Below are 13,280 nucleotides of genomic sequence, written 5' to 3'. Positions count from 1 at the left end.
CCTCCCGGCCCAACGGCTCGGCCGAGAATTAGCTCAACGTGTTAATGCGGGTGACGGAGAATTGACGGCGTTCTCCCCTACCGGCGACTTGACCTTGGTCGGTGCAGTTTGTGTGCCAGCACGCTTCAAGGCGGCATCCGGTTGTGCATTGGCCGCGCCGGTCGCGGTGAGGCTGCGGCGCACGTCGAGGTTGCGCGACACCACCAGCACCACGCGACGGTTGCGCGCCCGGCCCTCGGCCGTGGCGTTGTTGGCCACCGGCTGAAACTCGCCATACCCCACCGACGCCAGGCGACCGGGATTGACCCCCTGCATCGCCAGCATCCGAACGATGCTGGCCGAGCGCGCCGAAGACAGTTCCCAGTTGGTGGGGTACTGCGAGGTGCGGATCGGTTGGTCGTCGGTGAAACCCTCGACGTGGATCGGGTTGTCGAACGGTTTCAGGATCGCCGCGACCTTGTCGATGATGTTGAAGGCAATGTCGCTGGGCATGGCATCGCCGCTGCCGAACAACAGGCTGGAATTGAGTTCGATCTCCACCCACAACTCGTTGCCGCGCACGGTCATCTGATTGGAACTGATCAGGTCGCCGAAGGCCGCGCTGATGTCGTCGGCGATGCTTTTGAGCGGATCGCTGGCACCCGAGACACCGGCATCGACCTGGTCACTGTCCTTGACCAGCGGCTTGGCCGGGGTCACGGTTTTTGGCCGCTCGTCGCCAATGGGGATTGGCTTGAGCGCGCGATCGGTGTCGGTGAAGACGCCGATCAATGCCTCGGAAATGACTTTGTACTTGCCTTCGTTGATCGAGGAGATCGAGTACATCACCACGAAGAAGGCGAACAGCAAGGTGATGAAGTCGGCGTAGGACACGAGCCAACGCTCATGGTTTACATGTTCATCATGTTGACGACGACGAGCCATAGTCCATTACCCCCATCAATCCATGAAGCCCTGGAGCTTCAACTCGATCGAGCGTGGGTTTTCACCTTCGGCGATCGACAGGATTCCTTCCAGCAACATTTCGCGATAACGCGACTGGCGCAACGCGATGGACTTGAGCTTGGCGGCAATCGGCAGCAACACCAGGTTGGCACTGGCCACGCCATAGATGGTGGCGACGAATGCCACGGCGATGCCATTGCCCAACTGGGACGGATCCCCCAGGTTGCCCATCACATGAATCAGGCCCATCACCGCACCGATGATGCCGATGGTCGGCGCATAACCGCCCATGCTTTCGAAAACCTTGGCGGCTTCGATGTCGCGGCTTTCCTGGGTGTAGAAATCCACCTCGAGAATGCTGCGGATCGCTTCCGGCTCGGCGCCATCGACCAGCAATTGCAAGCCTTTGCGCGAGTAACTGTCGGGTTCGGCGTCGGCCACCCCTTCCAGCCCGAGCAGGCCTTCCTTGCGGGCGGTCAGGCTCCAGTTGACGACGCGATCGATGCCGCCGGCCAGGTCGACCCGTGGCGGAAACAGGATCCACGCGAGGATCTGCATGGCCCGTTTGAAGGCGCTCATGGGCGACTGCAGCAACGCCGCGCCAATGGTCCCGCCCAGCACGATCAACGCGGCCGGACCGTTGGCCAGCGCGCCGATATGGCCGCCTTCAAGGTAGTTGCCACCAATGATGGCGACGAACGCCATGATGATGCCGATGAGACTCAGAACATCCATCAGACACAGGCCTCGACGATGTGCCGGCCGATGTCATCCAGTGCATACACCGCGTCGGCCAGTTCGGCTTTGACGATCGCCATGGGCATGCCGTAGATCACGCAGCTGGCTTCATCCTGGGCCCAGATCGAACTGCCGCTCTGCTTGAGCAGGCGCGCGCCTTCGCGGCCGTCGGCGCCCATGCCGGTCAGTACCACCGCCAGAACTTTGTCGCCGTAGGACTTGGCAGCCGAACCGAAGGTGATGTCCACGCACGGCTTGTAGTTCAAGCGCTCGTCGCCCGGGAGGATTTTCACCGCGCCCCGGCCGTCGACCATCATCTGCTTGCCACCGGGCGCCAACAACGCCAGGCCCGGACGCAGGATGTCGCCGTCCTCGGCTTCCTTGACGTGGATCCGGCAGAGCTTGTCCAGGCGTTCGGCGAACGCCTTGGTGAAGGCCGCCGGCATGTGCTGGACCAAGACGATGGGGGCCGGAAAGTTGGCTGGCAACTGGGTCAATACCCGCTGCAGGGCAACCGGGCCGCCGGTGGACGTACCGATGGCGACCAGTTTGTAGGCTTTGCGTTTTGGCGCTGGCGAGGACGGGGGGTGCGCAGGTGCACGAGTCGGGATCGGAGCAGGTGCCTGACGCACAGGCGCGCTGCTGCCATAACCAATGGTGCTCGCAGGCGTTGGCGCCTGCGCCGGCGCGGCCACCGGTGCCGGCGCACTGTAACTGCTGACTCGACGATTGCTGCGCGAGATGCTGAGAATCTTCTCGCACAGCAGTTGCTTGACCTTCTCGGGGTTGCGCGAGATGTCTTCGAAGTTCTTCGGCAGGAAGTCCACCGCGCCGGCATCCAGCGCGTCCAGGGTGACCCGGGCGCCTTCATGGGTCAGCGAGGAAAACATCAGCACCGGGGTCGGGCAGCGCTGCATGATGTGCCGTACCGCGGTGATGCCATCCATCATTGGCATCTCGTAGTCCATGGTGATCACGTCCGGCTTGAGGGCCAGCGCCTGATCGATCGCCTCTTTGCCGTTGGTCGCCGTGCCGACGACCTGGATATTCACATCCGCTGAAAGAATTTCCGAGACGCGGCGGCGGAAAAACCCCGAATCGTCCACCACCAGGACCTTGACTGCCATAAACACTCCATTAGACGCAGCAGGGCATCAGTCGCACCGCCGCGCCAGAATCAAATACGCCGTGTGGCGTAACGCTTGAGCATGCTCGGAACATCGAGAATCAGCGCGATGCGGCCGTCACCGGTAATGGTGGCGCCCGACATCCCCGGGGTTCCCTGGAGCATTTTGCCCAATGGCTTGATGACCACTTCTTCCTGGCCCACCAGCTGGTCGACGACAAAGCCGATCCGCTGGGTGCCCACCGAAAGGATCACCACGTGGCCTTCGCGCTGCTCTTCGTGAGCGGCGGAGCTGACCAGCCAGCGCTTGAGGTAGAACAACGGCAGTGCCTTGTCGCGCACGATCACCACTTCCTGGCCGTCCACCACGTTGGTGCGCGACAGGTCGAGGTGGAATATCTCGTTGACGTTCACCAGCGGGAAGGCGAACGCCTGGTTGCCGAGCATGACCATCAGGGTCGGCATGATCGCCAGGGTCAGCGGCACCTTGATGACGATCTTCGAGCCCTGGCCCTTGGCCGAGTAGATGTTGATCGAGCCGTTGAGCTGGGAGATCTTGGTTTTCACCACGTCCATGCCCACCCCGCGACCCGACACGTCGGAGATCTCGGTCTTGGTCGAGAAGCCCGGGGCGAAAATCAGGTTGTAGCACTCGGTATCGCTCAGGCGGTCGGCCGCGTCCTTGTCCATCACACCGCGTTTAACGGCGATGGCACGCAGGACGTTCGGGTCCATGCCCTTGCCGTCGTCGGAGATCGACAACAGGATGTGATCGCCTTCCTGCTCGGCCGCCAGGATCACCTTGCCGCCACGGGCCTTGCCCGAGGCTTCGCGTTCTTCCGGCGATTCGATGCCGTGATCGACCGCGTTGCGCACCAGGTGGACCAGCGGGTCGGCCAGGGCTTCGACCAGGTTCTTGTCGAGGTCGGTGTCTTCGCCGACCAGCTCCAGGTTGATCTCTTTCTTGAGCTGGCGTGCCAGGTCGCGAACCAGGCGCGGGAAACGTCCGAAGACTTTCTTGATCGGTTGCATGCGCGTCTTCATGACCGCGGTCTGCAGGTCGGCCGTGACCACGTCGAGGTTCGACACGGCCTTGGACATGGCTTCGTCGGCGCTGTTGGCACCCAGGCGCACCAGGCGGTTACGCACCAGCACCAGCTCGCCGACCATGTTCATGATCTCGTCCAGCCGCGCGGTATCGACCCGCACGGTGGTCTCGGCTTCGCTGGCCGGTTTTTCCGCGGGTGGCGCGGCGTGGGCACGGGCCGCAGCCGGTGCAGCGACGGCAACGGGTGCCGGCGCTTCGGCTTTCGCTTCGGGCGCCTTGGCCACGGGCTTGGGTGCAACCACCTTGGCGGCCGGAGCAGCTACCGAGGCGCTCGAGCTGTTCGCCGCTGTCGCGGTGCCCACTTCGCTGAACTTGCCTTTGCCGTGCAATTCATCGAGCAGGGCTTCGAATTCATGATCGCTGATCAGGTCGCTGCCGGCCGCCGCTGCGGTGGGCGCTGCCGGTGCAGGCACCGATGCGATGGCCGACTCCAGGGCCTCTACCGCAAAGTTGCCCTTGCCGTGCAGTTGGTCGAGCAAGGCTTCGAATTCTTCGTCGGTGATGTCCGAGCTATCGCCAGCGGGTTTCGGCTCTGACGGCGCGACGGGCGCCGGGGCCACTGCATCGACGGCGAACTTGCCCTTGCCGTGCAGCTGATCGAGCAACGACTCGAACTCGGCGTCGGTGATTTCGTCGCTGGCAGGCACTTCGCTGGCCGGTGCTGGCGCAATCGCTGGCGCCTCGGCCTGGGCCTTGACGGCGTTCAGCGAGTCCAGCAACTGCTCGAATTCGTTATCGGTAATATCGCCGGAATCGGCTTCAGGTGCTTCGACCACTGCCGCTGCAGGTACAGCAGCCACCTCCTCAGCCGATTGCGGCTCGGCCAGGCGCGCCAGGGCCGCCAGCAGTTCAGGTGTTGCAGCCGTGACCGGACACCGCTCGCGCACTTCGCCGAACATGCTGTTCACGGCGTCCAGCGCTTCGAGGACCACGTCCATCAATTCCGAGTCGACGCGGCGTTCGCCCTTGCGCAGGATGTCGAACACGTTCTCGGCGATGTGGCAGCACTCCACCAGCTCGTTGAGCTGGAGGAAGCCGGCGCCCCCTTTTACAGTGTGAAAACCGCGAAAAATTGCATTGAGCAAGTCCGCATCATCCGGACGGCTTTCCAGCTCGACCAGTTGCTCGGACAGTTGCTCTAGAATCTCGCCGGCCTCAACCAGGAAATCCTGAAGGATCTCTTCATCGGCGCCGAAGCTCATCAGGGGGTGCTCCTAAAGGTCTAAAAACCCAAAACCTAGAATGCTAAAAATTTTAGAATCCTAGACTGGATAACAAATCGTCCACATCGTCCTGACCGGACATAACGTCTTCTCTTTTATCGGCATGAATCTGCGGACCTTCACCCTTCGAGAGATGTTTTTGTGGATCTTTTTCTGCAAGCATTGCCGCACGGTCATGTTCGATGCCCGCAAAGCGGTCCACCTGACTGGCCATCAGCACGAGCTTGAGCAGGTTGCTTTCCACTTCGGTGACCAGCTGGGTCACGCGCTTGATCACCTGGCCGGTAAGGTCCTGGTAATCCTGGGCGAGCAGAATGTCGTTGAGGTTGCTCGACACCGCGCGGTTGTCCGTGTTGCTGCGCGTCAGGAAGCCGTCGACGCGCCGGGCCAGTTCACGAAACTCTTCAGCGCCGACTTCGCGCCGCATGAACCGTCCCCAGTCGGCACTCAGGCCCTGGGCTTCTTCAGCCAAGCTGTTGACCAGCGGCGTGGCGTTTTCCACCAGGTCCATGGTGCGGTTGGCGGCGGCTTCGGTCAGCTTGACCACATACCCCAGGCGCTCGGTGGCGTCGGTGATCTGTGAGACTTCCTCGGCTTGCGGCATGTGCGGGTCAATCTGGAAATTGACGATCGCGCTATGCAGCTCGCGGGTGAGCTTGCCCACTTCCTGATACAGGCCACGGTCACGGGTCTGGTTGAGCTCATGGATCAATTGCACAGCATCGCCGAACCTGCCCTTTTCAAGGCTCTCGACCAATTCGACGGCGTGTTTTTTCAGGGTCGATTCAAAATCGCCCTGGGATGATTCGTTATGCCCCATAGCTCCCCCGTGGCGCAGTTCAACCGATGCGTTCGAAAATCTTCTCGATTTTTTCTTTCAACGCCTGGGCCGTGAAGGGTTTGACCACATAGCCGTTTACACCGGCCTGGGCTGCTTCGATGATCTGCTCGCGCTTGGCTTCGGCGGTCACCATCAGCACTGGCAGGTGCTTGAGCCTTTCATCGGCGCGCACGTGGCGCAGCAGATCGATACCGGTCATGCCAGGCATGTTCCAGTCCGTCACCAGAAAGTCGATGCTCCCGCTGTTGAGTACCGGAATGGCGCTAGTGCCATCGTCGGCCTCGACCGTGTTGGTGAACCCAAGGTCACGCAACAGGTTTTTAATGATCCGCCGCATCGTTGAGAAGTCATCAACGATGAGGATTTTCATGTTCTTGTCCAATTCGACCTCCAAGCAGACTAAAACGCGCCCAGCACCTGGACGCGCCATTTCAATCAAACTGGCGAAACACTCGATGACTGTCTGGAGTACAACGGATCGAGACCGGCGCGGTTCATCACCCCACCAGCCAAGTCGCAGTGCCCCCACACTGCCTTCAGCGCGCTCGCCACTCTCCCAGACGCCCCCGCAAGCGGGCCGCGCACTGGCTGTGTAACTGGCTGACCCGGGATTCGCTGACCCCCAGGACCTCGCCGATTTCCTTGAGATTCAACTCTTCGTCGTAGTACAGCGCCAACACCAGGCGCTCGCGCTCCGGCAAATTGGCGATCGCATCGGCCAGCGCCGCCTGGAAGCGTTCATCTTCCAGATCGCGCGACGGTTCCAGATGCGCACTCGCGCCGTCCTCGTGCAGCCCTTCGTGTTCGCCGTCCTGCAACAGGTCGTCGAAACTGAACAGGCGGCTGCCCAGGGTGTCGTTCAAAATTCCGTAATAATCGTCAAGGCTCAATTGGAGTTCGGCCGCAACCTCGTGATCTTTAGCGTCACGCCCGGTTTTAGCTTCAATTGTGCGGATCGCGTCGCTGACCATCCGCGTATTGCGATGCACCGAACGCGGCGCCCAATCGCCCTTGCGCACTTCATCGAGCATGGCGCCGCGGATACGGATGCCCGCGTAGGTCTCGAAACTCGCGCCTTTGCTGGCGTCGTATTTGGTCGATACTTCCAACAGGCCAATCATCCCGGCCTGGATCAGGTCTTCCACCTGGACACTGGCCGGCAGACGCGCCAGCAAGTGATAGGCAATGCGTTTAACCAGCGGCGCGTAACGCTCGATCAGCTCGTACTGCGCGTTACGCGCCGATGCCTTGTAGAGGTTGTAACCGCTTGCGGTCATAGCACGGGTCCTGCCGTTTGTTGCACGAGGCGCTCGACGAAAAATTCCAGGTGCCCACGCGGGTTGGCGGGCAGCGGCCAGGTGTCGACCTTCTGCGCGATCGCCTTGAACGCCAGCGAGCACTTGGAGCGCGGGAAGGCTTCGTAGACGGCGCGCTGCTTCTGCACAGCCTTGCGCACGCTTTCGTCGTAAGGCACCGCGCCGACATATTGCAGGGCGACGTCGAGGAAGCGATCGGTGACCTTGGTCAACTTGGCGAACAGGTTGCGCCCTTCCTGCGGGCTCTGCGCCATGTTCGCCAGCACGCGGAAACGGTTCATGCCGTAATCGCGGTTGAGCAACTTGATCAAGGCGTAGGCGTCAGTGATCGAGGTCGGCTCGTCGCAGACCACCAGCAACACCTCCTGGGCCGCGCGCACGAAACTGACCACCGACTCGCCAATGCCCGCGGCGGTGTCGATCACCAGCACGTCGAGGTTGTCGCCAATGTCACTGAAGGCCTGGATCAGGCCGGCGTGCTGGGCCGGGCTCAAATGAACCATGCTCTGGGTGCCGGACGCGGCCGGCACGATGCGGATGCCGCCGGGGCCCTGCAACAGCACGTCGCGCAGCTCACAGCGGCCTTCGATCACGTCGGCCAGGGTACGTTTGGGTGTCAGCCCCAACAGAACGTCGACGTTCGCCAGGCCCAGGTCAGCGTCCAGCAGCATGACGCGCCGGCCGAGCTCAGCCAAAGCCAGGGACAAGTTCACTGACACGTTAGTTTTGCCGACGCCACCTTTGCCGCCGGTCACCGCGATCACCTGTACAGGATGCATGCTGCCCATGTTATTTCTTTACCTTGTTCTGCATAGACGGGGCCACATAACTGGCTGCGCGTTCACAACCGGAACAATGCATGGCAGGCCATCGATGTAGGTACAAAAACTATTCATTGTTACCTCAGCCAACCTGCTTGGTCGGGCTGTGATAGATATCAGCGAACATGTCAGCCATGGCTTCTTCGCTGGGTTCTTCCTGCATTTGCACGCTGACGGCCCGACTGACCAGTTGATGACGGCGCGGCAGATGCAGATCATCTGGAATCCGCGGACCGTCGGTCAGGTAGGCCACCGGCAATTCATGGCTGATGGCCAGGCTCAACACCTCGCCCAGACTTGCCGTTTCATCCAGTTTAGTCAGGATGCAGCCAGCGAGCCCACAACGCTTGTAACTGTGATAAGCGGCGGTTAGAACCTGTTTCTGGCTGGTGGTTGCCAGGACCAGATAATTTTTTGAGCGGATGCCGCGACTGGCCAGGCTTTCGAGCTGCATGCGCAGGGCCGGGTCGCTGGCTTGCAGGCCGGCGGTATCGATCAGCACCACGCGCTTGCGCAGCAACGGGTCCAGCGCCTGGACCAGCGACTGGCCCGGATCGACGTGGGTCACCGGCACATTGAGGATCCGCCCGAGGGTCTTGAGCTGTTCCTGGGCTCCGATGCGGAAGCTGTCCATGCTTACCAGGGCAATGTTCTGAGCGCCGTACTTGAGCACGTAACGCGCAGCCAGCTTGGCCAGGGTGGTGGTCTTGCCCATGCCGGCCGGGCCGACCATGGCAATCACGCCGCCCTCTTCCAGCGGTTCCACTTCCGGGGTGGCGATCATCCGCGCCAGGTGCGCCAGCAACATGCGCCAGGCCTGACGGGGTTCTTCAATTTCGCTGACCAGTGCCAGCAGGTCCCGCGACAACGGACCGGACAGGCCGATGCGCTGCAGGCGACGCCACAGGTTCGCCTGGGCCGGGCGGCTGCCCTGCAGCTGGTTCCAGGCGAGGGAACCGAGCTGCACTTCCATCAGTTCACGCAGGCTGTTGAGTTCCGATCGCATCGAATCGAAGGCCCGCGTATCGAGACCGGCCGCCGGCGCAGGGGCCGGGGCAGGTCGCGGTGGCTCGGCCAGGGTCGGTTCGATCAGCGGTTCGGCAGCGGTCAACGGCAGGCCGGCAAACAACTGGCGATTGGTGCCCTTGTCGCTCTCGCCCTCGCCCCGCAGGCTCAATTCGGCCTGGGCGGTGACGATCCGCGACTGGGTCTTGCGCAGCTCGTCCTCGAGCTCCACGTTCGGCACACGCGGTGCCAGCGCCGACAGCTTGTAATCCAGGGCAGCCATCAGCTCGACACCACCGGCGATGCGCCGGTTGCCAATGATGGCGGCATCGGCGCCCAGCTCATCACGAACCAGCTTCATGGCCTGACGCATATCGGCGGCGAAAAAACGCTTAACTTGCATAAACCACTACCTCAGCCGTTGGGCCCTACTGTCGCAACGATGGTCACTTGCTTGTTGTCAGGGATTTCCTGATACGCCAACACGTGCAAACCCGGGACTGCGAGCCGGCCAAATCGCGAGAGCATCGCGCGAACCGGACCGGCCACCAGCAGAATCACCGGTTGACCTTGCATCTCCTGCCGCTGCGCCGCATCGATCAACGAGCGTTGCAGCTTCTCAGCCATGCTTGGCTCCAGCAGGACGCCCTCTTCCGAGCCTTGCCCTGCCTTCTGCAGACTATTGAGCAATATCTGTTCCAACCTTGGCTCCAGCGTGATCACTGGTAGCTCGGAGTCAGTGCCTACAATGCTTTGCACGATGGCGCGGGATACGCCGACGCGCACCGCAGCCACCAGCGCGGCGGTATCTTGACTCTTGTTGGCGTTGTTCGCGATGGCTTCGGCAATGCTGCGAATGTCGCGTACCGGCACCTGTTCGGCCAACAGCGCTTGCAGGACCTTGAGCAATTGCGACAGCGACAGCACGCCCGGCACCAGCTCTTCGGCCAGTTTCGGCGAGTTTTTCGCCAGCAATTGCATGAGTTGCTGGACTTCTTCGTGGCCGATCAGCTCGCTGGAGTGCTTGTACAAGATCTGGTTCAGGTGCGTGGCCACCACGGTACTGGCATCGACCACGGTATAACCAAGCGATTGCGCCTGGGCGCGCTGGCTGATTTCGATCCACACCGCCTCCAGGCCGAAAGCCGGATCTTTGGCGGTTATGCCATTTAGCGTGCCGTAGACCTGCCCCGGATTGATCGCCAGCTCGCGATCCGGGTAAATCTCCGCCTCGGCCAGGATCACCCCCATCAAGGTCAGGCGATAGGCGCTCGGCGCCAGGTCGAGGTTGTCGCGGATGTGCACCGTGGGCATCAGGAAACCCAGGTCCTGGGACAACTTTTTGCGCACGCCCTTGATCCGCGCCAGCAATTGCCCGCCCTGGTTGCGGTCCACCAGCGGAATCAAGCGATAGCCCACTTCCAGGCCGATCATGTCGATCGGCGTCACGTCATCCCAGCCCAGCTCCTTGGTTTCCTGGGCGCGGGCCGGCGATGGCAGCAGTTCCTGCTGACGCTTGACCTCTTGCAGGGCCTGCACCTTGGCGGTGTTCTGTTTTTTCCAGAACAGGTACGCGCCACCGGCGGCCAGGGCGGCCATGGACAGGAAGGAGAAGTGCGGCATGCCCGGCACCAGCCCCATCACCGCCATCAGGCCGGCCGACACCGCCAGCGCCTTGGGCGATGCGAACATCTGCCGGTTGATCTGCTTGCCCATGTCTTCGGAGCCCGAAGCACGGGTCACCATGATCGCCGCCGCTGTGGATAACAACAGTGATGGCAATTGCGCCACCAAACCGTCACCGATGGTCAGCAGCGCGTACACCTTGCCGGCATCGGCGAAGGACATGTTGTGCTGGAAGATACCGACCGCCATGCCGCCGATCAGGTTGATGAACAGAATCAGCAGGCCGGCGATGGCGTCACCGCGCACGAACTTGCTGGCACCGTCCATGGAGCCGTAGAACTCGGCCTCCTGGGCCACTTCCGAACGCCGCGCCTTGGCCTGGTTCTGGTCGATCAGGCCGGCGTTGAGGTCGGCGTCGATGGCCATCTGCTTGCCGGGCATCGCATCGAGGGTGAACCGCGCGCTCACCTCGGAAATCCGCCCGGCACCCTTGGTCACCACGACGAAGTTGATGATCATCAAAATTGCGAACACCACGATACCGACCACGTAGTTACCGCCGATCACCACCTCGCCAAAGGCCTGGATCACCTTGCCCGCGGCAGCATGGCCGTCCTGGCCGTGGAGCATCACCACCCGGGTTGACGCAACGTTCAAAGCCAGGCGCAACAACGTCGCCACCAGCAGGATGGTCGGGAACACCGCAAAATCCAGCGGCCGCAAGGCGTAGACGCAGACCAACAGCACGACGATCGACAGGGCAATGTTGAAGGTGAAAAACACGTCGAGCAGGAACGGCGGCATCGGCAACATCATCATCGCCAACATGACCAGCAGCAACAGCGGCACGCCCAGATTGCCTCGACTGAGGTCTGCCATGTTCGTGCGGGCACTGTTGATTAACTGAGAGCGATCCACCGGTATTCCCCGTTCCTTTGAAGCAAAACTTTTGACGCCAGAAGCGGGCGCGGGGTGGGCACTGCAAGAAGCTTTCCAACTTTTGCGCAGGTTTGAAATAGAGGTTTGCGCAAGCAAAAAGATCGCAGCCTTCTGCAGCTCCTACAGAGGCTCGGAGTACCCCTGTAGGAGCTGCCGAAGGCTGCGATCTTTTGATCTTCAGTCCGTGTATCGCACGACCTTACAACGGCGAACCTATCAGTTCTGCTAGTACCCGCCCGTTGCATAATCGCTGATACTCGGCGCAAGTCCTTCGACCTTTCGAGGCGTCCATACATGGCAACCCCACGCGAAACCCTGCTCTGTCGATATAGCTACGATGCGCTTGACCGCCTGACGAGCAACGAACTGCCAAACGAGCCCGAGCACCAGCGCTTTTATTGCAAAAGCCGACTGGCCACCGAGATTCAGGGTGCGAACCGGTATTCGGTATTTCAGCACAGCGACCAACTGCTGGCGCAACAGCAAAAGGAAGGCGGTTCACTCGATACCACACTCCTGACCACTGATCAGCAGCGCTCGGTGTTGCAGACGCTCAAGACCAATCAACCCCAACGACCCATCGCCTATTCACCCTATGGCCACCGCCCTGCCGGGAACGGGTTATTTACCCTCCTTGGATTCAACGGAGAGCGGCCGGATCGAGTGACCGGTTGGTATTTGTTAGGGAATGGGTATCGAGCGTTTAATCCGTTTTTGATGCGCTTTAATAGTCCGGACAGTTTGAGTCCGTTTGACAAGGGTGGATTGAATTCGTATGCGTATTGTGCAGGAGAGCCGATTAACGAGTCAGATCCTACAGGTCACTTTGCGATAGTGTTACGGGTCAGGTCATTGGCTTTACGCTGGTTAAAGGCAACCAGAAAAACCAACGCACTCATGCCCCCTCTCACTGCTAACTTACCAATACCACACTCAAAAACGAACGGACTTCTTTCGCTAACTGAAAACACTTCCACAAAAAAAATTATACCAGAAGCAAAAATCGTCCCAATACAACACCCAACCAACGCACCATTTGTTGGCGATGCACAAATTGTTACCGAAGCAAGAACTTCAACCCCTCTCAACACACAAACCTCCAATAGACGAACGTCCAATCGGTCTTTTGACGATATACATAATCGTCAGAATTCTTTGGAGACAACAACACATCCAGCTAGACCGAATCGACTACAGACAGAAGAAGAGTTCTCAAGAATAACAAGAACAGAACATGCAAGCGTGATGACCTCAGTAAGGCAAGCGCAAGAACGCGGAGAGATTTCTTTACCCGATTGGCTAAGAAGGGGACAAAGGTAAACGAAAGGGACAGATGTTTGGTGGAGAATTGAGACAGAGGTTTCGCGATCTTTTCGACTTTAAACATACGTCGCAACGCAATACGATGCTGGGGTTTCAGCAGATCATCATGCTGGCGGAACTGGCAGTGAGTCGTGCGCTGGATAATACCGATCCGCTGGGGCAGTGACGGATTCAGTCATGGCGCAAGACCAGTGGGAGCGGGCTTGCTCGCGAAGAGGGTGTGTCAGAGGCATTGATGGTGCCTGACACTCCGCCTTCGCGGGCAAGTC

The 13,280-nt window shown here is 60.5% G+C and carries 12 protein-coding genes; 2 read left to right on the top strand and 10 right to left on the bottom strand.

Annotated features, from left to right (window positions below):
* Positions 1–33: 33 nt before the first annotated feature.
* The 10 genes from motD to flhA all read right to left on the bottom strand — a co-directional run bounded on the left by motD (position 34) and on the right by flhA (position 11,667).
* Entirely contained in the window at positions 34–924 is an 891-nt protein-coding gene (motD, locus tag ACM6I6_RS11540) for a flagellar motor protein MotD (protein ID WP_323609078.1), read from the bottom strand.
* 15 nt (positions 925–939) lie between these two features.
* Positions 940–1,680 carry a flagellar motor protein gene (locus ACM6I6_RS11535; RefSeq protein WP_248677034.1) on the bottom strand — a complete coding sequence of 247 codons (741 nt, stop codon included), beginning with the start codon at positions 1,678–1,680 and terminating at the stop codon, positions 940–942.
* Positions 1,680–2,810, bottom strand: coding sequence for a protein-glutamate methylesterase/protein-glutamine glutaminase (locus ACM6I6_RS11530; RefSeq protein ID WP_274074863.1), 1,131 nt, complete (start codon positions 2,808–2,810; stop codon positions 1,680–1,682). Before ACM6I6_RS11530 ends, ACM6I6_RS11535 begins: the two co-directional genes overlap by 1 nt.
* A gap of 50 nt (positions 2,811–2,860) precedes the next feature.
* Positions 2,861–5,119 (bottom strand): chemotaxis protein CheA, encoded by a 2,259-nt coding sequence (locus tag ACM6I6_RS11525; protein ID WP_414919905.1) that lies wholly within the window; start codon positions 5,117–5,119, stop codon positions 2,861–2,863.
* 52 nt (positions 5,120–5,171) lie between these two features.
* Positions 5,172–5,960, bottom strand: a complete 789-nt coding sequence (locus ACM6I6_RS11520) for a protein phosphatase CheZ (protein WP_414919904.1) — start codon at positions 5,958–5,960, stop codon at positions 5,172–5,174.
* 19 nt (positions 5,961–5,979) lie between these two features.
* Positions 5,980–6,351, bottom strand: a complete 372-nt coding sequence (locus ACM6I6_RS11515; protein WP_162488921.1) for a chemotaxis response regulator CheY — start codon at positions 6,349–6,351, stop codon at positions 5,980–5,982.
* Between the two features lie 166 nt (positions 6,352–6,517).
* Positions 6,518–7,258 carry an RNA polymerase sigma factor FliA gene (fliA, locus tag ACM6I6_RS11510; protein WP_008055347.1) on the bottom strand — a complete coding sequence of 247 codons (741 nt, stop codon included), beginning with the start codon at positions 7,256–7,258 and terminating at the stop codon, positions 6,518–6,520.
* Complete coding sequence (gene fleN / locus ACM6I6_RS11505; protein ID WP_007975361.1) at positions 7,255–8,085, bottom strand: flagellar synthesis regulator FleN; 831 nt, start codon at positions 8,083–8,085, stop codon at positions 7,255–7,257. Before fleN ends, fliA begins: the two co-directional genes overlap by 4 nt.
* Positions 8,086–8,200: 115 nt before the next feature.
* Positions 8,201–9,526 (bottom strand): flagellar biosynthesis protein FlhF, encoded by a 1,326-nt coding sequence (gene flhF / locus ACM6I6_RS11500; protein WP_274074860.1) that lies wholly within the window; start codon positions 9,524–9,526, stop codon positions 8,201–8,203.
* An 11-nt stretch (positions 9,527–9,537) separates the two neighbouring features.
* Positions 9,538–11,667: a flagellar biosynthesis protein FlhA gene (flhA, locus tag ACM6I6_RS11495; RefSeq protein ID WP_046819334.1), complete on the bottom strand. Its 2,130-nt coding sequence runs from the start codon at positions 11,665–11,667 to the stop codon at positions 9,538–9,540.
* Between the two features lie 315 nt (positions 11,668–11,982).
* On the opposite strand from flhA, the gene ACM6I6_RS11490 reads away from it, so the two are divergent.
* Both ACM6I6_RS11490 and ACM6I6_RS11485 read left to right on the top strand, forming a co-directional pair.
* On the top strand, positions 11,983–13,008 hold the full coding sequence (locus ACM6I6_RS11490) for an RHS repeat-associated core domain-containing protein (RefSeq protein ID WP_414919903.1): 1,026 nt from the start codon (positions 11,983–11,985) through the stop codon (positions 13,006–13,008).
* Positions 13,009–13,021: 13 nt separating this feature from the next.
* Positions 13,022–13,177, top strand: a complete 156-nt coding sequence (locus ACM6I6_RS11485) for a hypothetical protein (RefSeq protein ID WP_274074994.1) — start codon at positions 13,022–13,024, stop codon at positions 13,175–13,177.
* The last annotated feature ends 103 nt before the right edge of the window (positions 13,178–13,280 follow it).

It is taken from the genome of Pseudomonas sp. IT-P218 (assembly GCF_949767605.1).
Taxonomy (GTDB): Bacteria; Pseudomonadota; Gammaproteobacteria; order Pseudomonadales; family Pseudomonadaceae; genus Aquipseudomonas; species Aquipseudomonas putida_AE.
Note: the sequence above shows the minus strand (reverse complement) of the source record. Positions and strands in the feature narration are given on the sequence as shown.